The sequence below is a fragment of the Pelomonas sp. SE-A7 genome, assembly GCF_030345705.1.
Lineage (GTDB): Bacteria > Pseudomonadota > Gammaproteobacteria > Burkholderiales > Burkholderiaceae_C > JAUASW01.
In genome coordinates this window covers 1,038,755-1,059,993 of record NZ_JAUASW010000001.1, presented here as the reverse complement: position 1 = coordinate 1,059,993, position 21,239 = coordinate 1,038,755, and the positions used below count along the sequence as shown (strand labels likewise).

General features: G+C 64.8%; 24 protein-coding genes and 1 other RNA gene. 7 read left to right on the top strand and 18 right to left on the bottom strand.

Annotated features, from left to right (window positions below; translation table 11 throughout):
• The first annotated feature begins 67 nt into the window (after nucleotides 1-67).
• A complete protein-coding gene (locus QT382_RS04670; RefSeq protein ID WP_289252879.1) occupies nucleotides 68-814 on the top strand; it encodes an RNA methyltransferase in 747 nt (248 codons plus the stop codon).
• Nucleotides 815-864: 50 nt separating this feature from the next.
• Nucleotides 865-1,638: a serine O-acetyltransferase gene (cysE, locus tag QT382_RS04665; RefSeq protein ID WP_289252878.1), complete on the top strand. Its 774-nt coding sequence runs from the start codon at nucleotides 865-867 to the stop codon at nucleotides 1,636-1,638.
• 6 nt (nucleotides 1,639-1,644) lie between these two features.
• Here the strand turns inward: cysE and QT382_RS04660 are convergent, their stop codons facing one another.
• From QT382_RS04660 to yjgA, 3 genes are read right to left on the bottom strand one after another with little or no spacing between them, the layout of a single operon-like run.
• On the bottom strand, nucleotides 1,645-2,124 hold the full coding sequence (locus QT382_RS04660; protein WP_289252877.1) for an FKBP-type peptidyl-prolyl cis-trans isomerase: 480 nt from the start codon (nucleotides 2,122-2,124) through the stop codon (nucleotides 1,645-1,647).
• Nucleotides 2,121-2,702, bottom strand: a complete 582-nt coding sequence (gene mog, locus QT382_RS04655) for a molybdopterin adenylyltransferase (RefSeq protein WP_289252876.1) — start codon at nucleotides 2,700-2,702, stop codon at nucleotides 2,121-2,123. The genes QT382_RS04660 and mog overlap by 4 nt, the downstream gene beginning before the upstream one ends.
• Nucleotides 2,695-3,258 (bottom strand): ribosome biogenesis factor YjgA, encoded by a 564-nt coding sequence (gene yjgA, locus QT382_RS04650; protein WP_289252875.1) that lies wholly within the window; start codon nucleotides 3,256-3,258, stop codon nucleotides 2,695-2,697. Before yjgA ends, mog begins: the two co-directional genes overlap by 8 nt.
• A gap of 80 nt (nucleotides 3,259-3,338) precedes the next feature.
• On the opposite strand from yjgA, the gene pmbA reads away from it, so the two are divergent.
• Both pmbA and QT382_RS04640 read left to right on the top strand, forming a co-directional pair.
• Nucleotides 3,339-4,721 carry a metalloprotease PmbA gene (gene pmbA, locus QT382_RS04645; protein WP_289252874.1) on the top strand — a complete coding sequence of 461 codons (1,383 nt, stop codon included), beginning with the start codon at nucleotides 3,339-3,341 and terminating at the stop codon, nucleotides 4,719-4,721.
• A 123-nt stretch (nucleotides 4,722-4,844) separates the two neighbouring features.
• The gene (locus QT382_RS04640; protein WP_289252873.1) at nucleotides 4,845-5,927 is read left to right on the top strand and encodes a TRAP transporter substrate-binding protein; all 1,083 of its coding nucleotides are present in this window, start codon (nucleotides 4,845-4,847) and stop codon (nucleotides 5,925-5,927) included.
• Between the two features lie 77 nt (nucleotides 5,928-6,004).
• On the opposite strand, the gene QT382_RS04635 is transcribed toward QT382_RS04640, so the two are convergent.
• The 6 genes from QT382_RS04635 to QT382_RS04610 form a co-directional block, all read right to left on the bottom strand.
• A complete protein-coding gene (locus QT382_RS04635) occupies nucleotides 6,005-7,594 on the bottom strand; it encodes a TRAP transporter large permease (RefSeq protein WP_289252872.1) in 1,590 nt (529 codons plus the stop codon).
• Nucleotides 7,594-8,202 carry a TRAP transporter small permease subunit gene (locus tag QT382_RS04630; RefSeq protein WP_289252871.1) on the bottom strand — a complete coding sequence of 203 codons (609 nt, stop codon included), beginning with the start codon at nucleotides 8,200-8,202 and terminating at the stop codon, nucleotides 7,594-7,596. The genes QT382_RS04635 and QT382_RS04630 overlap by 1 nt, the downstream gene beginning before the upstream one ends.
• A gap of 165 nt (nucleotides 8,203-8,367) precedes the next feature.
• Complete coding sequence (locus tag QT382_RS04625) at nucleotides 8,368-8,712, bottom strand: protein tyrosine phosphatase family protein (RefSeq protein WP_289252870.1); 345 nt, start codon at nucleotides 8,710-8,712, stop codon at nucleotides 8,368-8,370.
• Between the two features lie 10 nt (nucleotides 8,713-8,722).
• Entirely contained in the window at nucleotides 8,723-9,169 is a 447-nt protein-coding gene (locus QT382_RS04620; RefSeq protein WP_289252869.1) for a GatB/YqeY domain-containing protein, read from the bottom strand.
• A gap of 131 nt (nucleotides 9,170-9,300) precedes the next feature.
• Nucleotides 9,301-9,513, bottom strand: a complete 213-nt coding sequence (rpsU, locus tag QT382_RS04615) for a 30S ribosomal protein S21 (RefSeq protein ID WP_007833691.1) — start codon at nucleotides 9,511-9,513, stop codon at nucleotides 9,301-9,303.
• Between the two features lie 172 nt (nucleotides 9,514-9,685).
• A complete protein-coding gene (locus QT382_RS04610; protein WP_289252868.1) occupies nucleotides 9,686-10,921 on the bottom strand; it encodes a BaiN/RdsA family NAD(P)/FAD-dependent oxidoreductase in 1,236 nt (411 codons plus the stop codon).
• Nucleotides 10,922-11,222: 301 nt separating this feature from the next.
• Here QT382_RS04610 and QT382_RS04605 point away from each other — a divergent pair, with 301 nt between their 5' ends.
• Nucleotides 11,223-12,257 (top strand): GGDEF domain-containing protein, encoded by a 1,035-nt coding sequence (locus QT382_RS04605; RefSeq protein ID WP_289252867.1) that lies wholly within the window; start codon nucleotides 11,223-11,225, stop codon nucleotides 12,255-12,257.
• Between the two features lies 1 nt (nucleotide 12,258).
• Here QT382_RS04605 and QT382_RS04600 read toward each other — a convergent pair whose 3' ends face one another.
• The 9 genes from QT382_RS04600 to QT382_RS04565 all read right to left on the bottom strand — a co-directional run bounded on the left by QT382_RS04600 (nucleotide 12,259) and on the right by QT382_RS04565 (nucleotide 18,346).
• Nucleotides 12,259-13,068, bottom strand: coding sequence for a sulfite exporter TauE/SafE family protein (locus QT382_RS04600; RefSeq protein WP_289252866.1), 810 nt, complete (start codon nucleotides 13,066-13,068; stop codon nucleotides 12,259-12,261).
• Entirely contained in the window at nucleotides 13,068-13,514 is a 447-nt protein-coding gene (locus tag QT382_RS04595; RefSeq protein ID WP_289254688.1) for an EVE domain-containing protein, read from the bottom strand. The genes QT382_RS04600 and QT382_RS04595 overlap by 1 nt, the downstream gene beginning before the upstream one ends.
• A gap of 56 nt (nucleotides 13,515-13,570) precedes the next feature.
• Nucleotides 13,571-13,751, bottom strand: a non-coding RNA gene (gene ssrS / locus QT382_RS21115) — 6S RNA.
• 30 nt (nucleotides 13,752-13,781) lie between these two features.
• A complete protein-coding gene (locus QT382_RS04590) occupies nucleotides 13,782-14,114 on the bottom strand; it encodes a cell division protein ZapA (RefSeq protein WP_289254687.1) in 333 nt (110 codons plus the stop codon).
• A gap of 11 nt (nucleotides 14,115-14,125) precedes the next feature.
• Complete coding sequence (locus tag QT382_RS04585) at nucleotides 14,126-14,341, bottom strand: DUF904 domain-containing protein (protein WP_289252865.1); 216 nt, start codon at nucleotides 14,339-14,341, stop codon at nucleotides 14,126-14,128.
• Between the two features lie 26 nt (nucleotides 14,342-14,367).
• Entirely contained in the window at nucleotides 14,368-15,000 is a 633-nt protein-coding gene (nth, locus tag QT382_RS04580) for an endonuclease III (protein WP_289252864.1), read from the bottom strand.
• On the bottom strand, nucleotides 14,997-15,668 hold the full coding sequence (gene rsxB, locus QT382_RS04575) for an electron transport complex subunit RsxB (protein ID WP_289252863.1): 672 nt from the start codon (nucleotides 15,666-15,668) through the stop codon (nucleotides 14,997-14,999). Before rsxB ends, nth begins: the two co-directional genes overlap by 4 nt.
• Nucleotides 15,665-16,978 carry a polyhydroxyalkanoate depolymerase gene (locus QT382_RS04570; protein WP_289252862.1) on the bottom strand — a complete coding sequence of 438 codons (1,314 nt, stop codon included), beginning with the start codon at nucleotides 16,976-16,978 and terminating at the stop codon, nucleotides 15,665-15,667. The genes rsxB and QT382_RS04570 overlap by 4 nt, the downstream gene beginning before the upstream one ends.
• Nucleotides 16,979-17,143: 165 nt before the next feature.
• Nucleotides 17,144-18,346, bottom strand: a complete 1,203-nt coding sequence (locus QT382_RS04565) for an amino acid aminotransferase (protein ID WP_289252861.1) — start codon at nucleotides 18,344-18,346, stop codon at nucleotides 17,144-17,146.
• 175 nt (nucleotides 18,347-18,521) lie between these two features.
• Between QT382_RS04565 and uvrB the strand changes: the two genes are divergently transcribed.
• Both uvrB and QT382_RS04555 read left to right on the top strand, forming a co-directional pair.
• Nucleotides 18,522-20,621, top strand: a complete 2,100-nt coding sequence (uvrB, locus tag QT382_RS04560; RefSeq protein ID WP_289252860.1) for an excinuclease ABC subunit UvrB — start codon at nucleotides 18,522-18,524, stop codon at nucleotides 20,619-20,621.
• Nucleotides 20,622-21,125, top strand: a complete 504-nt coding sequence (locus tag QT382_RS04555) for a low molecular weight protein-tyrosine-phosphatase (protein WP_289252859.1) — start codon at nucleotides 20,622-20,624, stop codon at nucleotides 21,123-21,125.
• The last annotated feature ends 114 nt before the right edge of the window (nucleotides 21,126-21,239 follow it).

The following is a 21,239-nucleotide window of genomic DNA, read 5'->3' as shown; positions in this document are numbered from 1 at the left end:
AGAGCGTCGTGGCGCCGCAGGAGCGGCATGGGGCCACGGATAATCGCGGCATTTTAGCCGAGAGCCCATGACCCGCGCCGTGGATTCCACACGATTCATCCTGATCCAGACCAGCCACCCGGGCAATGTGGGCGCCGCCGCCCGGGCCATGAAGGTGATGGGCTTCTCCGAGCTGGTGCTGGTACAGCCGCGTTTTGCCGATGTGCTGTGCCAGGAGGAAACCGTGGCCATGGCCAGCGGCGCGGCCGACATCCTGGCCCGGGCCCGCATCGTCGACACGCTGGCCGAGGCGCTGGACGGCGTCAGCTTTGCCTGTGCCACGGCGATGACGCCGCGGGACTTCGGACCACCGACGCGAGAGCCGCGCTCGCTGTTCACTGAGCTGGCTGCCGGCAGCCACAAGCTGGGCCTGGTGTTCGGCTCCGAGCGCTATGGCATGAGCAACGAGGACGTCTACCGCTGCCACGCGGTGCTCTCCATTCCCACCCATCCCGACTACGGCTCGCTGAACCTGGCCCAGGCCGTGCAGCTGCTGGCCTACGACCTGCGCCAGGCGCTGGGTGGTTTCGCCGTCGAACCTCGGACTTCAGATCCGCAACTGGCCGACGGCCAGGCAGTCCAGGGCCTGCTCGACCATCTTCAGCAGGGCCTGGAGGCCATAGGCTATCTGGACCCGGCCGCGCCCAAGAAGCTGATGCCGCGGCTGAACCAGCTGTTCAACCGGGCCGAGCTGACGGCCGAGGAAGTCCACATCCTGCGTGGCGTGGCACGGAGCATGCTGAAAGCAGGCAAGGCAGGTTCCGGCAAGGGTTGATACCGGTCGCTACACTGGCCAGCCCTCTGTCAGGACCCAGGTCCACCACCATGTTCCAGCGCCTCCGCGAAGACATTGCCTGCATCCTCGAGCGCGATCCGGCTGCCCGGTCGACCTGGGAGGTGCTGACCTGTTATCCGGGCCTGCATGCGCTGCATCTGCACCGGCTCTCGCACTGGTGCTGGACCCATGGCCTCAAGTGGACCGGCCGGGCCTTGTCCAACTTCGGCCGCTTCCTGACCGGCATCGAGATCCACCCGGGCGCCACCATTGGCCGCCGGGTCTTCATCGACCACGGCATGGGCATCGTCATCGGCGAGATGGCCGAGGTGGGCGACGGCTGCACTATCTACCAGGGCGTGACCCTGGGAGGTACGGCCCTGGTCAAGGGTGCCAAGCGCCATCCGACGCTGGAGGCCGGTGTGATCGTCGGTGCCAACGCCTGTGTGCTGGGCGGTTTCACGGTCGGTGCCGGCGCCCGTGTGGGATCTGGGGCCGTGGTGACGCGGCCTGTGCCTGCAGGCGCGACGGCCGTGGGCAACCCGGCTCGCATCATCGAGGCCCAGGCCGATGCGATCCGCGAGGAGGCGGCGGCCAAGATGGGCTTCTCGGCCTATGGCGTCACCGCGGGTGACGATCCGGTCGCCCAGGCCATGAAGGGCCTGATCGACAACGCCGCCGGCCATGAGCACCAGATCGCCATGCTGTGGAAGGCCATCGAGACCCTGTCGGCCGGCGCGGCACGCAAAGACTGCGTGCCTACCGATGCCGCGCTGACCGAGAGCTTCGAGGCCGACAAGCTGAATCAGCTGGTCAGCAAATAGCCTGACTTAGTGATGGACCCCGTGGTCGCCGTGCGCGTGGCCATGGGCCACTTCTTCGGCCGAGGCGGCGCGCACCGAGGCGACCTTGAGCATCACCTTCAAGGCCATGCCGGCCAGCGGATGGTTGCCGTCCAGGTGGACGGTGTCGCCCTTGACCTTGACCACGTTGTAGAGCTTGAACTCGCCGTTGGCGCTTTCGCGCAGCTCCAGCTGGCCGCCGACCTTGACGCCGGGCGGGAAGTCCTTCTTGGCGAGCAGTCGCACCAGGTTTTCGTCACGCGGGCCGAAGGCCTGCTCGACGCTCAGGTTCAGCGTGGCCTGGAAACCGGCCTCCTGGCCTTCCAGCGCTTCCTCAATGGCCGGCAAGGTATTGCCGTAGCCGCCGATCAGGCAGGCCATGGGCTCCTTGGAGGCCTCGATCAGCATTCCCTTGGCGTCGGCCACCTTCAGGTGCAGGGTGGCGACGGTGTCTTTGGTGATCTTCATTTCGTGGCTCGCAATGCGGATTTGGGGCGGAAGGCCTTGCAGACCTCCTCGCGGGTTTCGAGGTAGGGGCCGCCGATCAGGTCCAGGCAATAGGGCACAGCGGCGAAGATGCCGCTGGCCTTCTCGTGGCCGGAGAGGGTCTCGGCAATGGCCTTGGGCTGGCCCGGAAGATTGATGATCAGGGTCCGGCCGCGTATCACGGCGACCTGGCGCGAAAGGATGGCCGTAGGCACGAAGTGCAGTGAGATCTGGCGCATCTGCTCGCCGAAACCCGGCATCTCGCGCTCGGCCACGTCCAGCGTGGCTTCTGGCGTCACGTCGCGCGGCGAAGGGCCAGTGCCACCGGTGGTCAGCACCAGGTCGCAGCGGGCCTCATCGACCAGTTCCCGCAATGTGGCGGCGATCTGCTCGCGCTCGTCGGGGATCAGGCGTGGCTGGAACTCGATGGGGTTCAGCAGGGCGGCCGTCAGCCAGTCCTTCAGCGAAGGCAGACCCTTGTCTTCGTAGACGCCGGTGGAGGCGCGGTCGCTGATGGAGACGATGCCGATGCGGACCGCATCGTGGCCCGCCTCACTCATCGTCGGCTGCCTCGTCTGTCTCGTCAGGCGCTGCTTTCAGCGTGGACTTGACCAGCTGGAACAGCTCGCGGAAGGCGCGGCCATTGCGCTTTTCGGGAACGCCGGCCGCATCCTTGCGTGCGGCGCGGACCAGGTTGCGCAGCTGCTGCACGTCGATGCCGGGAAACTCGGCGATGAATTCCTGCAGCGCCGCGTCGTTCTCGATCAGCCGTTCGCGCCAGCGCTCGGCCTGGTGCAGGGCCAGGCTGTCCTGGGCATGGCCCAGTTTGAAGGCGGCCACGGCCTCGCGGATGGGCTCCGGGTCGATGCGGCGCATCAGCTTGCCGATGTATTGCATCTGGCGGCGCCGGCCTTCGAAATTGGTGATCTTCTTGGCCGCCTGCACCGCATCCAGCAGGATCTCGGGCAGGTTCAGCGGCTCGACCCGGCTGGCCGGCAGGGTCAGCAGGTCTTCGCCCAGCGACTGCAGGTCGTGCATGTCGCGCTTCTTCTGGCTCTTGCTGGGACGATCGAAATCGTCGTCTTCGAACGCCGGTTCGGCTTCGTGATGTCGCATGGTGGGGGAGCTAGAACGCGCTGGGGCTCAGGGGAACAACGGGCCCGTATGATAAGCGCCCCACCTCGCCCCAGCTTTTCATGTCCACCTCCAAGACGTCCTCCGCCACCCATGGTTTCGCCTACAGCCAGGACCAGTTCCGCCAGCTGGTAGAGGATGCACTGGGGGAGGCCAAGCGCCTGGGCGCCAGCGACGCCGGGGCCGAAGTCTCGGAGGGCTGCGGCCTGTCGGTCTCGGTGCGCAAGGGCGACCTGGAGAACGTGGAACGCAACCGTGACAAGTCGCTGGGCATCTCGGTCTACCTGGGTCAGCGCCGTGGCAATGCCAGCACCTCGGACTTCTCGGCTCAGGCGATCAAGGACACGGTGAGGGCGGCCTTCGACATCGCCCGCTTCACGGCCGAAGACCCGGTGGCCGGCCTGCCCGATGAGCAGGATCTGTCGCTGGACGTGGCGGCCCGGCCCGAGCTGGACCTGTTCCATCCCTGGGACATCACGGCCGAGAAAGCCGCCGGCCTGGCCCTGCGCTGCGAGGCAGCGACCTTCGCCACCGATGCGCGCATCACCAATTCCGAAGGCGCGGCCGTCTCGGCCCAGCAATCGCATTTCATTACCGGCAACAGCCGCGGCTTCCGCGGTGGCTATGCCAGCTCGCGGCATTCGATCTCGGTCGCTCCAATAGCCGGACGCGGTGCCGGCATGCAGCGCGATGCCTGGTACAGCTCGATGCGCGACGCGCTGGATCTGGCCAAGCCCGAGGCCGTGGGCCGCTATGCCGCCGAGCGCGCGCTGTCGCGGCTGAAGGCCCGCAAGGTCAAGACGGCCGAGGTGCCCATCCTGTTCGAAAGCACGGTGGCGGCCGGCCTGCTCGGTGCCCTGGTGCAGGCCACCAGTGGCGGCGCGCTCTACCGCAAGGCGAGCTTCCTGCTCGACAGCCTGGGCACGCTGGTGCTGGCCTCGCATATCGACGTGGACGAAGACCCGCATGTGCTCAAGGGCAAGGGCAGCTCGCCCTTTGACGACGAAGGCGTGGTGACCCGCGCCCGCAGCGTGGTCGAGGCCGGTGTGCTGCAGGGCTATTTCCTGTCCACCTATTCGGCCCGCAAGCTGGGCCTGCGCACCACCGGCCATGCCGGCGGCTCGCACAACCTGGTGATGAAGAGCCGCATGACGGCGCCTGGCGACGACCTCAAGACCATGCTGCGCCGCATGGGCCGTGGCCTGTTCGTGACCGAGCTGATGGGGCAGGGCGTCAACTACGTGACCGGCGACTATTCGCGCGGCGCCAGCGGCTATTGGGTCGAGAACGGCGAGATCGCCTACCCGGTCCACGAGGTCACCATCGCCGGCAATCTCAAGGACATGTTCCAGCGCATCGTCGGCATTGGCACCGACCAGTACACGCTGGGCACCAAGACGATTGGCTCGGTGCTGATCGAGCGCATGAAGCTGGCCGGCAGCTGACTGACGCTCGGCTTACGCTCGCGGCGCTTTCTCGCGCGGGTTTCCCCGGTGAAATCGGGGTCAAGCCCGACTCCTAGAATCGGTCGGCTTTCGACCGCATTCCCACATCAGGAGACAAGAGAGATGGAGCGTCGTTCCTTTGTTCGCAGCGCCGGTATTGCCGGCGTGCTGGCCGCCGGTGCTGCACCGGCCATCGTTCATGCCCAGGCCAACATCAAGTGGCGCCTGGCCTCGAGCTTCCCCAAGTCGCTGGACACCATCTTTGGTGCCGCCGACGTGTTCGCCAAGAAGGTCAGCGAGATGACCGGCGGCAAGTTCCAGATCTCGGTCCATGCCGGCGGCGAGCTGATGCCCGCGTTCGGTGTGGTGGACGGCGTGCAGAACGGCACCGTCGAGATGGCCCATACGGCCCCGTACTACTTCTTCGGCAAGGACGAGACCTTTGCCCTGGGCTGTGCCGTGCCGTTTGGCCTGAACAGCCGCCAGATGACCGCCTGGATGGTTGAAGGCAATGGCCTGAAGCTGATGCGCGAGTTCTACCGGAACTACAACATCATCAACTTCCTGGGCGGCAACACCGGCGCCCAGATGGGTGGCTGGTACCGCAAGGAGATCAAGTCCATCGCCGACATCAAGGGCCTGAAGATGCGCATCGGCGGCTTCGCCGGCCGCGTGCTGGAGCGCATGGGCGGCGTGCCGCAGAACATCCCTGGCGGCGAGATCTACTCGGCGCTGGAGAAGGGCACGATTGACGCCGCCGAATGGGTCGGCCCCTATGACGACAAGAAGCTGGGCTTCAACAAGGTCGCGCCGAACTACTACTTCCCCGGCTGGTGGGAAGGCGGCCCGCAGCTGGACTTCTTCATCAACACCAAGGCTTTCGACTCGCTCTCGGCCGAGTACAAGGCCGTGGTCGAGGCGGCTTCTGCCATGGCCCATGTGGACATGCAGGCCAAGTACGACGCCAAGAACCCCGGCGCGCTGAAGGAACTGGTCGGCTCGGGTACCAAGCTGTTCAAGTTCCCGCGCGACGTGATGGAAACCGCCTTCAAGGAATCGATGGCGATCTACAGCGAGCTGTCGGCCAAGAATCCGAACTGGAAGAAGGTCTACGAGGACATGGCCGTGTTCCGCCGCGACCAGAATCTGTGGTTCAAGATCGCCGAAGCCGGCTTCGACGACTTCATGCAGTCGCAGAAGTTCTGAGCCCTAGTGCTTGGCAAGAAAACGGGCGCCATGGCGCCCGTTTTTCATGGGCGGGCCAACCAGGCCCGTCCGCTTGACTACTTCTTGCCGGCTTCCTGCTGCAGGGCACGCCGGATGGCTTCGGCCGGATCCTCTTCGGCCTGGGTGGCCGACGAGGCGCCCGATGCCGGCGCCGATGCAGCCGACGCCGCGCCGTCGGCCTTGAACATCTGACTGAAGTCGTCCTGCTTGTCCTCGCTGCGGCCGCCGTCGATGTTCTGCAGCATCTCGGCCGCCTTGTTCATGTCGACCGCCTTCTCCTTCTCCAGGAAGGCCGTCACGGTGACCGGGAAGAAGATCACGATGGCCACCAAGATCAGCTGCATGAACACCCAGGGGATAGAGCCCATGTAGATGTCGCTGGACTCGACTTTCTTGGGCAGGCTGCCGTTCTTGAACAGCGTGTCCGCGATGCCGCGCAGGTAGAACAGCGCAAAGCCGAAGGGCGGGTGCATGAAGCTGGTCTGCATGTTGACGCACAGCATCACGCCGAACCAGACCAGGTCTATGCCCATCTTGTCGGCCACCGGGCCCAGGAAGGGCAGGATGATGAAGGCGATCTCGAAGAAGTCGAGGAAGAAGGCCAGGAAGAAGATGAAGACGTTGACCGCGATCAGGAAGCCGGTCTGGCCGCCAGGCAGAGTGGACAGCATGTGCTCGATCCAGACTCCGCCTTCCACACCCTGGAAGACCAGCGAGAAGGTGCGCGAGCCGATCAGGATGAAGACCACCATGGCGGTGATGCGCATGGTGCCAATCATGGCTTCCTTGACCAGTGGCCAGGTCAGCCTCTTGTGCATGGCCGCCAGGATGAAGGCGCCCACGGCACCCATGGCGCCGGCCTCGGTCGGCGTGCAGATGGCGGTGTTGATGCCCGGCAGGCCGCCCATGCTGCCCAGCACGGCAAAGATCAGGATTGCCGAGGGGATGATGCCGCGCAGGCACTTGGCCCACAGCGCCCAGCCTTGCAGCGTGCGCGCTTCCTTGGGCACGCCCGGCAGGTGGTGCGGCTTGAGGCGCGTCAGCACGAAGGTGTAGAGCGCGAAGATCACGACCTGCAGGATGGACGGGCCCCAGGCGCCCTTGTACATGTCACCGACCGAGCGGCCGAGCTGGTCGGCCAGCACCACCAGCACCAGCGACGGTGGCACCAATTGCGTGATCGTGCCCGAGGCCGCGAGCACGCCGGTGGCATAGCGCATGTTGTAGCCGTAGCGCATCATGACCGGCAGCGAGATCATCGCCATGGCGATCACCTGCCCGGCCACGGTGCCGGTAATGGCGCCCAGGATGAAGCCGACGATGATGACCGAGTAGCCCAGGCCTCCGCGCACCGGGCCGAACAACTGGCCCATGGAGTCCAACATGTCCTCGGCCAGGCCGCATTTCTCCAGCAGCGAGCCCATCATCGTGAAGAAGGGAATGGCCAGCAGCAGGTCGTTGGACAGGATGCCGAACACGTTCTGCGGCAGGGCCGCCATGAACTCGGGCGGGAACCAGCCCTGGCTGACGGCGAAGAAGCCGCAGGCCAGGCCCAGCGCGGCCAGCGAGAAGGCCACCGGAAAGCCGATCAGCATGATGGCAATCAGGCCCGCGAACATCAGCGGGGGGAAATTCTCCATCGCCATCATTGCAGCGGCCTCTCGTAGTGCGTATCCATCTCGAACCTGTGCGTCAGCCAGCCGACTCGCTTGATCACCTCGGCCAGGCCCTGCAGCCAGACCAGGGCGAAGCCCAGCGGCAGCATCAGCGCCGCGGGCCAGCGAATCAGGCCGCCGGCGTTGTTCGACACCTCGCCGCTGCTGAACAGCTTCCAGACGTAGGCAATCAGGCCCAGGCTGTTGACGCTGTCATCGGGACGCATGCCCGTGGTCAGCTTGACCAGGAAGAAGGACCAGGACAGCCAGCCCGCATAGGCCATCACCGGCAGCAGGAAGACCAGCAGGCCGAACAGGTCCACATAGACCTTCCCGTGGCTGCTCAGGCGGCTGTAGATCAGGTCGACGCGCACATGCTCGTTGACGCGGAGCACCTGGGCCGCACCCAGCATCACGCAGGCGGCGAACAGGTACCACTGGATTTCGAGGAAAGCATTCGAGCTGATGTCGAAGCCGTAGCGCACGACGGCATTGGCGGCGCTGATGAAGCACGACAGGATGACGGCCCAGGCGGCAAGCTTGCCGAAGCGGTCATTCAGACTGTCTATGCCCCTGGCAATGGCTAGCAGGGCATTCATCCTTGGGTTCCAGGTGAGAGTGCGGGGCGGGGCCGTCTCTCATCCGGAACATCGCTCACGAATATCGCTACGGCACATCACTGCCACGGGCTGTGGCCTGGATGCACTGTAGCGATTCGGAATGGTGCTCGGACCGCGTTTTGGGTCCGTTCAGGGTAAGCCCTATCAGAGAGCTTCAGCCGAGCGGAAGAGCTTGCCGGAGCGGGCGCCCGAGCGGCAGAAGGCCAGGATTGGGCGGGGCAGGGTGTCGATCAGTGCGCGCATGGCGGCGATCTCGTCCGGCGACTGATAGCCGCCGGACACCGGCAGATGCCGGTATTCCAGGCCGACGGCGCGGGCCGCCGACGCCATGGCTTCGCTGGTCGGCTGGTCGGGGCCGCCCTCGAAGTCCGGGCGGTTGTTGATCACGCTCTTGAAGCCGGCCGCCGCAATGGCTGCCATGGCTTCGGGCGTCAGCTGCGGGGCGGTGCAGAAGTCCGGGGCCAGCTGTTGGAGCGGCAGTTCCGTCATGCCGGGCTCCTCAGGGGGCCAGGGCGGCCTTGACCGCCGCCGACACCAGGCCCATGTCGGCCTTGCCAGCCAGCTTGGCCTTGACGGCGCCCATCACCTTGCCCATGTCGCCCGGACCCTTGGCGCCCAGCTCAGCAACGATGGCGACCACGGCGGCCGTGATCTCGTCGGCTGACAGCCGCTCCGGCAGGTAGGCTTCCAGCACCTTGAGTTCAGCCGTTTCCTTGTCGGCCAGGTCCTGGCGACCGGCGGCGCTGAATTGGCTGATCGAGTCCTTGCGCTGCTTGATCAGCTTGTCGACGATGGCCACCAGGGCGGTGTCATCGACGACGACGCGCTCGTCGACTTCCTTCTGCTTGACGGCGGCCAGCAGCAGGCGGATCGTGCCCAGGCGTTCCATTTCCTTGGCTCGCATGGCGGCCTTCATGTCTTCGGTGATGCGGTCTTTGAGGCTCATGTCGGACTTTCTAGCTTGGTGAGATCGGGCGTCGGCCAATAAAAAAAGCCCGTGGCAGCGTCCTGCTCGGGCTTTCTTTGTTTCGCGGGTCGATCAGATCGGGCCCGCGCGAAGCTTGGTTCCCGGAGGAATCAGTACAGCTTCTTGGGCAGCTGCATGCTGCGAACGCGCTTGTAGTGGCGCTTGACGGCGGCGGCCTTCTTGCGCTTGCGCTCAGCAGTGGGCTTTTCGTAGAACTCGCGGGCGCGCAGATCAGTCAGCAGGCCCAGCTTTTCAATGGTGCGCTTGAAGCGGCGCAGTGCCACATCGAAAGGCTCGTTCTCTTTGACGCGAATGGTGGTCATGAAACAGTGATTCCTATTAATGCGCTCGGTGTTCGAGAGTTGCCTGATTCGCCGGCCATTCATCAAGAATCGCCTTTGGATGCAGCCCCTCAAGCAGACTTTCCGGAAATCCGCTTCCGAATCGACACGCAGGGTTTTGCTAGCAAAGACGTGGATTGTAGCCCGAAAACAATCAATTTGCCAAACTACCGGCCAAGTTAGCCGAGGGGATGGCATCGACCGAGAGTGCACAGGCTGCGGCGCTGGACCAGGCCCACTGGAAGTTGTAGCCACCCAGCCAGCCGGTCACGTCGACGACTTCGCCAATGAAATGCAGGCCAGGCACCAGGCGGCTTTCCATGGTCTGCGAACTCAGCTCGCGGGTATCGACTCCCCCACGCATCACTTCAGCCTTGCGCCAGCCTTCGCTGCCGTTTGGTTTCAGCCGCCAGCGCTTCAGCGAATCGGCCAGCTGAAGTAGGTCCTTGTCCTTGCATTCGGGCATCGGGCGCGTGGCGTCCAGCTTCAGGCGCTGCAGCCAAGCCTGGGCGAGGCGCTGGGGAAGCAGGGCGGCAATTTCGTTGGCGAGGTGACGGCGCGAGCCGGCCTTGAGCTCGCCGAGTACATCGGCCAAGTCATGTTCCGGTGCCAAGTCGAGCTGCAACTCCTGGCCTTCATGCCAGAAGCTGGAGATCTGCAGAATGGCCGGGCCACTGAGACCTCGATGGGTGAACAGCAGATCCTCGAAAAATCGGCCGCGAGCCTTGCCTTGGCCGCAACTCAGTTCAACCGGAAGCGACAAGCCCGCCAGATCGGCAAACGGTGCCCAGTCCTCGGGCGCAAAGGTCAGCGGCACCAAGGCGGGGCGGGGCTCGACGAGGCGATGACCGAAGCGTTGGGCCAAGCGCAGCCCCCAGTCGCTGGCACCGATCTTCGGAATGGACAGACCGCCCGTGGCGACGACGACTCGCTGGCTTGAGACCAGGCCCCGCGACGTCTCCAGTTCGAAGCCGCCATCGACTCGGCGAACATCCGCAACGGTACATGGTTGCCAGCGCTCCACGCCTCCAGCCTCACATTCAAGCAGCAGCATCTGGATGATCTGTTCGGCGGAGTCGTCGCAGAACAGCTGGCCCTTGTGCTTCTCGTGGAAGGCGATGCCATGTCTCTGAACCAGGCCTATGAAGTCCTTGGCGGTGTAGCGGGCCAGGGCGCTGCGACAGAAAGCGGGGTTGTCCGAAAGAAAGTTTGATGGCCCGGCTTCGCGATTGGTGAAGTTGCAGCGACCGCCGCCGGAAATGCGGATCTTCTCCGCCAGCTTCGCCGCATGGTCGATCAACAGCACGCGCAGGCCGCGCTGGCCGGCAATGCCGGCACAAAAAAGCCCGGCAGCGCCGGCGCCGACAATGGTTAGATCGAAGCTTTGCATGGGGCCGCAATTGTCGCCGAGCGGCCTGCGGTGCCGGCCAAGCGCGGTTCAGCCCCCTCAGACGGGTGCTTTTCCGAGGCTGTAGACCACTGTTTCGGTGCGAACATTGCCCGGCGCAAGGCCGCCGGACGGTCGAATATCGGTAGCATCCCTGCCCGACAAGCTAGGGAGCTGTGTTGCATGGAGCGCCCTTGGCACTTGATGCCTCGTTCCCGCGGCACCTACATTCGACCAAACCGGCTTGTACAAGCGGGATTTGCTGCCGGCTTCGCGGTGCGCTAGGCCGGCCATTCGAGGGCTCATGGACACGACTGCTTCTGACTCTGGCGTGACACCGCCTCCGGCTGGCCTGTTCGGTCAATGGCTCGGCGGCCTGGGTTCGCGCGAGCACGAGGCCGCGTTGAGGCTGCTCAGCCTGATCGAGCCGCAGGGCAGCATGGTCAGCGTCAAGTCACTCGCAAATGGCCGCTATGTCTATGCCAGCTCAGGCATGGACATGCTGTTTGACAAGGGCGAGGCGCAGATTGTCGGCAGTACCGACAACGACTTGATGCGGGCCGACGAAGTGGTCGCCATGCGCCGGGCCGAGCAGTCGGTACTGGCTCAGCGCGGCATGGTGCTCAGCGAGCACAAGCTCGAGCTGGGTGGGCGCCGCCGAGAGTTCACCGTGACCCGCGCCCCGATCGGCACTGAATATTTGATGGCGCTGTGGACTGAACGCACCGAGGAAAGGCATCGCGAAAGCCATCTGCAACGCGCATTGCAACAGATCGAGCAGCAACAGAAGGCGCTGGAACAGCTCAGGCGTGATCTGCAGAAAGGCAGTGGTCGCGACGATGTCTCTGGCCTTTACTTGCGGGCTCAGTTCGATGACCAGCTGTTGCGCGAGATTGATCTCTCGACCCGCGAGCATCGCGAGTTTGCCTTGGTGATGATTGCCATCGACGCATCGCCGACCAAGATGGGCGAGTTGGGGGCGGAGGCGCAACAGCGCATGCTGGAAGGTGTGGGCCGGATGTTGCGAGCCAACACCCGTGCGATGGATGCGGCCTGTCGAGTCGGCGAAGAGCGCTTCGCGGTACTTTTGTCTGGCGTTGGGCTGGCTACGGCCCACGCACGTATGGAGCAACTGCGCCGCCAATGCATGGCGCAGATCGTGGTCCTGAACGGTGAAGACCTCGGCCTGTCGCTGTCATTGGGCGTGGCCAGTTTCCCGCATACGGCCTCGCGGCAGGAAGATCTGCTTGCGGCCAGCGAGGCTGCGGTGCTGGAGGCTCAGCGACGTGGCGGCAACCAGGTGGTGCTGGCCTCGATCCCGTTCGCCGTGCTGTCCTGATTCAGCCGGCCAATCCCTTGTAGAGCATGTAGGCCGCCAGCAGGAACAGCAGGCCGGCGAAGGCGCGCTTGAGCTGGCTGACGTTCATGGCATGCGCGGCCTTGGCGCCAAGCGGAGCCATGGAAACGCTGGCCAGGGCTATCACCACCAGCGCCGGCAGATAGAGGTAGCCAAAGGCGCCTGGCAGGGCGGGTTGCAAGTGCCGGCCGCCTATCAGGTAGCCGACTGTGTTGGCCAGGGCGATCGGGAAGCCAAGTGCTGCACTGGTGGCGACGGCGTTGTGAATGGCGACGTTGCACCATGCCATGAAGGGCACTGAAATGAAGCCGCCGCCGGCACCTACAAGGCCAGACAGCAGGCCTATTCCTGTGCCTACACCGAACAATCCGCTGGCGCCAGGCAATTGGCGACTGGGCGCGGGCTTCTTGTCGCGCAGCATCTGGAACGCCGAAAAGCCGACGAACAGCGCAAAGACCAAGGCCAGCCAGGCGCCTTTCAGCAAGGCAAAGATCCCGGCACCGGCCAGCAAACCTCCAACCAGGATGCCGGGCGCCAGGCTGCGCACCACATCCCACCGCACCGCGCCGCGCTTGTGGTGTGCACGCACGCTGGAAATTGAAGTGAACAAGATGGTGGACATCGAGGTGGCAATCGCCATCTTGACGGCCATGTCGGCGCCCACGCCACGCTGCGACAACAGGGCGGTCAGCAACGGCACCATCAGCATGCCGCCGCCTATGCCCAGCAGACCGGCCAGAAAGCCGGCAACCAGGCCCAGGCTCAGCAGCTCGACGAACAGTAGGGGATCCATCAAACGCCAAGCAGGCGGCAGACCTCGGCCCACTCGCTCGGCAATACCGGAGTGATCGAAAGCCGGTTGCCTGCTTGCAGCGTGCGCATGGTGGCCAGCTTCGAAGCCGCTCGCATCTCGGACAAGCCGAGCAGCCGGGTCTTGCGGCGCAGCTTGACGTCCACATGCAGCCAACGCGGCTCCTCGAGCTTGGCCTTGGGATCGAAATACGGGCTCTTGGGATCGAACTGACTGGCGTCCGGATAGGCCGTGCTGGCTACCTCGGCCAGTCCTGCAATACCAGGGGCTGGGCAGGACGAGTGATAGAACAGCACGCCGTCCCCGACCTGCATGCCGTCGCGCATGAAATTGCGGGCCTGGTAGTTCCGTACGCCTATCCAGGGCACGGTCTGCTTGGGCGCAGCAGCCAAGTCATCGATCGAGCATTCGTCCGGCTCGGACTTCATCAGCCAATAGTTCACCGCGGGCCTCGCTGGGTCGGTGTTGGACGGGAAGAAGAGGGGGTGTCCACCGCGAGCCGCAAGCCGCATTCCTGAACCCAGGGTGATTCAGGTGGGCGAGGTCAGCCCGACATCGGGTTCATCTGACGCGAGACGATCACGCCAGCCGGGCAATGTTCCAAGCCCTTGCTCAGAGAGCATCGGTTCAAGGAAATATAAAACTTGCGCGAACGCGATGGACCGGCCGGATTCTACGCGCCGTCACCCGGGCTTTCAGAGCAGTTGACCGTCTTCCGACAGGGCTTCATCCAGCCGCTTCATCAGCGTTTCAAACTCCGTGCCGCCGGCCGTCGATTCGCCGCTGGCAGGGGCCGCGGCGGGGGCCTTGCTGACCGTCGATTTGCCGGCCTGTTCCGCCAGTTGGTAAGCCAGATTCAGTGCGGCCAGCACGGCAATGCGCTCGCGCGCCTTGATCTTGCCGGCATCGCGAATCGCACACATCTCGCGATCAACCTGTGCCACGGCGCGGCCCAGAGTATCGGCACCGCCGTCGGGGCAGCCAAGCAGGTAGCTTTGGCCCATGATGGTGACTTCCATCTGCTTCATTGCCATGGTGCTCAGTCCGTCTTTCCGGTGTCGGTGGTTTCAACAGGCAGGCGCTCAAGCAGCGCGTCTATGCGCGAGCGCGCGGCACCCAGCCGGGAGCGCAGGCTGTCGCGCTCCTGCGTGAGGGCCTGCACTTGCTCCTGGAGCAGGACGTTGGTGCGCTTGAGTTCCTCATGGCGCAGCAGCAAGCGTTCTACCCGTTCAAAGAGATCGGTCAGGCTGGGCATGGCTTGGAGGGTTGGCGGCAAGGGGCTCATTGTAGGCGCCGGCCATGGTCGCATTGGGCGCGCACCAGACAGCTCTCGCAGCGCGGCCGGCGGGCCTGGCAGACATAGCGGCCGTGCAGGATCAGCCAGTGGTGGGCGTCGACCAGGTACTGCGGCGGAACGCGGGCCAGCAGGCCGTGCTCGACCGCCAGCGGGGTCTTGCCGGGCGCCAGCCCCGTGATGTTGGAGACGCGGAAGATATGCGTGTCCACCGCCATCGTCGGCTCACCGAAGGCGACGTTCAGCACGACGTTGGCCGTCTTGCGCCCCACGCCGGGTAGGGCTTCCAGGGCCTCGCGGCTGCGTGGCACCTGACCGCCGTGCTGCTCCAGCAGGATGCGGCAGGTGGCGATCAGGTTCTTGGCCTTGGTCCGGAACAGGCCGATGGTCTTGATGTAGTCGGCCAGGCGCTGCTCGCCGAGTGCCAGGATCTGGGCCGGCGTATTCGCGATCGGGAACAGTTTGCGCGTGGCCTTGTTGACTCCTACGTCGGTGGCCTGGGCCGAGAGCAGCACGGCCGCCAGCAGTTCGAAGACGCTGGCGTATTCCAGTTCGGTCTGCGGCGCGGGATTGGCTTGCTTGAGGATGGCGAAGAACTCGCCGATCTGCTGGGGCTTCATGCCCCCGATTTTGCTCGAGCGCGCGCGCGTGCCAGCGCTGCTTCGATCACCGCCCGCTTGTTGTCCAGCTCCACCGGGTCGGTGAGCTTGGATGCGGCGGCCACATCGGCCAGCTTGGCTTCGGCCTTGCGTTGCAGGCGTTCGTTGTTCTCAAGCTCGGCGCGGTGCTGCCGGAACTGTCGGAAGTCGTAGCGCTGCTTGGCCGCGTCGGCGAGCGCCGGGTCCCAGGCGGCCCAGCCGGTCTTCTGCCCATCGATCTCCACCATGCTGATGCAGTCCACCGGGCATGCCGGCAGGCAGAGCTCGCAGCCCGTGCACTGCTCGGCCACGATCAGGTGCATCTGCTTGGGCGCGCCGACTATGCAGTCCACCGGGCAGGCCTTGATGCAAAGCGTGCAGCCAATGCACCAGTCCTCGTCGATCACGGCCAGCGCGCGCGTGGCCTCGATGCCGTTCTCAGGGTTCAAGGGCAGCACCGGCCGACCGGTCAATGTCGACAATCGGCGGACGCCTTCGTCACCGCCTGGCGGGCATTGATTGATCTGGGCTTCGCCGACGGCAATAGCCTCCGCGTATCGGCGGCAGTCCGGATAGCCGCAACGGGTGCACTGAGTCTGCGGAAGGGCCCGGTCTATGCGTTCAGCCAGGCCTTGCTGGTTCAGGTTCATCCGGCCTTGCGGCTGCGCGGGCTGGCGGCCTTCTTGGCCGGCGCCTTGGCGGCGGTCGGCTTCAGCGGCTGGCCCTGGTACTTGGCGATGAACTCTCGTACCTCTGGATAGACCTTCTCGCGCCAGCGGCGGCCCGAGAAGATGCCGTAGTGGCCGGCGCCAAGGGCGTCGTAGTGGAACTGGTGGCCCTTGGGGATGCCGTTGCAGAGATCATGCGCGGCGCGCGTCTGGCCCGCGCCGGAGATGTCGTCCAGTTCGCCTTCCACGGTCAAGAGGGCGGTCGTCTTGATGTCCTGCGGCCTCACGAGCTGGCCCTTGACCTCCCAGGTGCGGTTGACCAGAGCGAAGTCCTGGAACACTGTCTTGATCGTGTCCAGGTAGTACTCGGCCGGCATGTCCAGCACGGCGTTGTACTCGTCGTAGAACTGGCGGTGCTGTTCGGCGCTGTCGTCGTCGCCGCGCACCAGGTCGAGGAAGTAGTCGTAGTGCGAGCTCAGATGGCGGTCCGGGTTCATGGCCACGAAGCCGGTGTGCTGCAGGAAGCCGGGATAGACGGCACGGCCCGCGCCCGGGTAGTTGGTCGGCACGCGGAAGATGACATTGTTCTCGAACCAGCTGTGGCTCTTGTTCATCGCCAGGTTGTTGACCGCCGTGGGGCTCTTGCGGGCGTCGATGGGGCCACCCATCATGGTCATCGTGATCGGCGTTGTTTCGCCGTTCGAGGCCATCAGCGAGATGGCCGCGAGCACCGGCACGGTGGGCTGGCAGACCGACATCACATGCAGGTCGGGGCCGACGTGGCGGATGAATTCCTGCACGTAGGCGATGTAATCGTCCAGATGGAAGGGGCCCACCTCGGTCGGCACCATGCGGGCGTCGGTCCAGTCGGTGATGTAGACCTTGTGGTCCTTGAGCAGGGTGCGGACCGTCTCGCGCAGCAGGGTCGAGTGGTGGCCCGAGAGCGGAGCGACCACCAGAACGGTCGGCTGCTCCTTCATCTTGGCCAGCACCTTGAGGTTGTCGGTGTAGCGCTTGAAGCGCAGCAGCCGGCAGAAAGGCTTTTGCAGCGGCACAAGTTCCTGGACCGCCACCTCGACGCCATCAACCTCGACGCTTCGGATGTCGAATTCGGGCTTTTCGTAGTCCTTGGCCAGCCGGTGCATCAGGTCCAGACCGGCTGAGACCCGCTGGGCGAGCGGCGTGTGCGTGAAGGGAGACAGCGGATGGCTGTAGAGCTTGGCCGAGGCGCTGGCGAACTCCGAGAAGGGGCTCATCAACGCGCGCTGGGTTTCGTAGAGCTGATACAGCATGGCGGCAGACCTGGGTAGGGCGAGGCAAAGAGGCCTCCATATTGCCTGAGTTTGTGCAATGCAGCATCGGCATCAATCCGGGGATGAGGCCACGGATGGATGCGCGGGCGCCAAAAAATGGCGCTATTTGGTGCAAATGTGCGGCGACCGTACGGCCGAGCCGGCTCAGGCCTTGAGAACGGCGGCCATGGCGGCGGCCACGGCAGGCAGGTTCTTCTCGTTCAGCGCCGCGACGCAGATGCGTCCCGAATCCACGCCATAGATGCCGAACTCGCTGCGCAGGCGCTGCATCTGGGCGGCATTGAGGCCGGAGTAGCTGAACATGCCCTTCTGGCGGGTGACGAATTCCAGGTCCGCGCGGACGCCGGCGGCCTTCAGGGCAGCCACCAGGGCGCCGCGCATGGCCTTGATGCGAACGCGCATGCCGGCCAGCTCTTCTTCCCACATGGCACGCAGAGCGGGCGTGCCAAGGACGGTGGCGACGACCTGTGCACCATGGGTGGGCGGGTTCGAATAGTTGGTGCGGATCACGATCTTCAGCTGGCTCAGCACCTTGGCCGTCTCATCGGCCGACGCACAGACCACGCTCAGTGCACCGACCCGCTCGCCGTACAGCGAGAAGCTCTTGGAGAAGCTGGTGGAGACGAAGAAGTCCAGGCCAGCGGCCAGGAACTGCTGGATGACAGCGCCGTCCTCGGCAATGCCTTCGCCAAAGCCCTGGTAAGCCATGTCGAGGAAGGCGACCAGGCCCCGGGCCTTGACGGCGGCCACCACCTGCTCCCATTGAACCGAGGTGAGGTCGTAGCCAGTCGGGTTGTGGCAGCAGGCATGCAGCACCACCACGGTGCCGGCAGGCGCGGCATTCAGCGCGGCCAACATGCCATCGACATTGATGCCGCGCTGGTCGGCGTCGTAGTAGGGGTAGCTCTCGACCGTGAAGCCGGCATTGGTGAACAGGGCGCGGTGGTTCTCCCAGCTCGGGTCGGAGATCAGCACTTTTGCTGCCGGATTCAGGCGCTGCAGGAAGTCGGCACCGATCTTGAGGCCGCCGGTGCCGCCAATGGCCTGGACCGTGGCCACGCGGCCGGCCTTGAGGATTTCGCTGTCGGCGCCAAAAACCAGGCCCTGCACGGCCTTGTCATAGGCGGCGATGCCGTCGATCGGCAGGTAGCCGCGCGCCTTGGGGGCGGCCTGCATGCCGGCTTCGGCCTCGGCCACGCAGCGCAGCAGGGGCAGCTTGCCGTTCTCGTCGTAGTAGACGCCGACGCCCAGATTCACCTTGGCCGGATTGGTGTCGGCGTTGAACTGCTCGTTGAGACCCAGGATCGGGTCACGCGGGGCCATGGCGACGGCGGAGAACAGGGACATGGAGCTCTTTCTTCCTGACAGGACGGTGGCATGAGGGCTTGCTGAGCGGTGCGGCGGCAGCCTGGCGACTGCGCTACGCTGTCGGGCTGTTGGCTGCCGACGCCAGCGCCGCCGATTCTAGGTGGCGGCGGGACGGCAGCTCAGGGAATTCCCGATGCAAGAAGCGACTGCCGCCATGCCTGCCCCAGAGGGAGCCGAGGACGCGCCGAAGGGCGAGTTCGTCAGCTTCGAAGGCTCTCCGTTCCAGCTTTTCCAACCTTTCCCGCCGGGCGGGGACCAGCCCACGGCCATTGCCCAGCTGGTCGAAGGCCTCAACGACGGCCTGAGCTTCCAGACGCTGCTGGGCGTGACCGGTTCCGGCAAGACCTACACCATGGCCAACGTGATCGCCCGCATGGGGCGACCGGCCATAGTCTTTGCCCACAACAAGACGCTGGCGGCCCAGCTGTACAGCGAGTTCCGGGAGTTCTTCCCCAAGAACGCGGTCGAGTACTTCGTTTCCTATTACGACTACTACCAGCCCGAAGCCTATGTGCCGCAGCGAGACCTGTTCATAGAGAAGGACAGCGCGATCAACGAGCAGATCGAGCAGCTGCGGCTGTCCTGCACCAAGAGTCTCCTCGAGCGCCGTGACGTGATCATCGTGGCCTCGGTCTCGGCCATCTACGGCATCGGCAACCCCAGCGACTATCACCAGATGGTGATGACGCTGCGCACCGGCGACAAGATGGGTCAGCGCGACGTAATAGCCCAACTGATCCGAATGCAGTACACGCGCAACGAGATGGAGTTCAGCCGCGGGCATTTCCGTGTTCGCGGCGACACCATCGACGTGTTCCCGGCCGAACATTCGGAACTGGCGCTGCGCATCGAGCTGTTCGACGACGAGGTGGAAGGGCTTTCGCTGTTCGATCCGTTGACCGGGCAGATCCGCCAGAAGATCCCGCGCTTCACCGTCTACCCGAGCAGCCACTACGTCACGCCGCGCGAGCGGGTGGTGGCCGCCGTAGAGACCATCAAGGAAGAGCTGCGCCAGCGCCTGGGCCAGTTTGTGCAGGACGGCAAGCTGGTCGAGGCTCAGCGCATAGAGCAGCGCACGCGCTTCGACCTGGAGATGCTGCAGGAGGTGGGCCACTGCAAGGGCATCGAGAACTACACGCGCCATCTGTCGGGCGCCCAGCCCGGTGATCCACCCCCGACCCTGGTCGACTACCTGCCGCCCGATGCGCTGATGTTCGTCGACGAAAGCCATGTGACCCTGGGCCAGTTCGGTGCCATGTACAACGGCGACCGCTCGCGCAAGACGACCCTGGTCGAATATGGCTTCCGCCTGCCTTCGGCGTTGGACAACCGGCCGCTGAAGTTCGAGGAGTTCGAGCGCAAGATGCGCCAGGCCGTCTTCGTCTCGGCCACGCCGGCCAATTACGAGAAGGAGAACGCCGGCCAGGTGGTGGAGCAAGTGGTCCGTCCAACCGGACTGGTGGATCCGGTGGTCGAAGTGCGCCCGGCGACTCATCAGGTGGACGACGTCTTGCAGGAGATCCGCCTGCGGGTGGAGTCAGCCGAGCGGGTGCTGATCACCACGCTGACCAAGCGCATGGCCGAACAGCTGACCGACTACCTGTCGGACAACGGCGTCAAGGTGCGTTACCTGCACTCGGACGTGGACACGGTGGAGCGGGTCGAAATCCTGCGCGACCTGCGCCTGGGCACTTTCGACGTGCTGGTCGGCATCAACCTGCTGCGCGAGGGTTTGGACATCCCGGAGGTTTCGCTGGTGGCCATCCTGGATGCGGACAAGGAGGGCTTTCTGCGCTCCGAGCGAAGCCTGATCCAGACCATAGGCCGTGCCGCTCGGAACCTGAATGGCAAGGCCATCCTCTATGCGGACCGGATTACCGATTCCATGCGCAAGGCCATCGACGAAACCGAGCGCCGCCGCAACAAGCAGATTGCCTTCAACGCCGAGCACGGCATCACGCCGCGGGGGGTGCAGAAGCGCATCAAGGAACTGATCGAAGGCGTCTATTCCGACAAGGCCGGGCGTGACGACCAAAAGCTTCTCGCCGCTGCGGCGGTCGAGGACCTGTCCGAGAAGGATCTTGGCAAGCGCATCGCCCAGCTCGAGAAGAAGATGCTGGAACATGCACGCAATCTCGAATTCGAGCAGGCCGCCCGGGTGCGCGACCAGCTGGCGCAGTTGCGCGAGCAGGCCTTCGGAGCGGCGGTTCACGACAATATCGTTCCCATCCAGGCCGCCAAGGGAAACCGCTGAATGTTCGCCAAGCCATTGATAGACCGCATGCTGGGCCGCCGCGCGCGGCTGCAAGTCCTGATGGTCTGCTCGGGCAATATCTGTCGATCGCCCACGGCGCAGGCAGTGCTGGAAAAGCGCTTGTCGGAGCTGGGTCTGTCGGATCAGGTGGCCGTCGACTCGGCGGGACTGGAGAGCTTCCATGTGGGCGAGGCGCCCGACAAGCGTTCGCAAAGACATGCGGCCGAGCGGGGCTACGACCTGTCCCGGCAACGCGCCCGCAAGGTCGCTGCTTCGGACTACCTGCGCTTCGACCTGATCTTGGCCATGGACAAGGGCCACCTGGCCGGTCTGGGCAAGCGCTGTCCGGTCGAACTTCAGACCAAGCTGGCCCTCCTGCTGGGTGACGATGAAGTGCCGGACCCTTTCTATGGTGGCCCGGCGGGCTTTGAGCGGGTCCTGGATCTGGTTGAACCAGCTTGCGCGCGCCTAGCCGACGAGCTGGCGGCCAAGCTGCGTGGCTGAAGACCCTTTGGCCTGGCGGTCCATTGGTCGCCGTCAGGCCGCTGCCAGCAAGCCCTCCGATAATTGAGTAAAATTGTCGGACATATCCCCGGGTTAACCCGTCATCAAGACGCT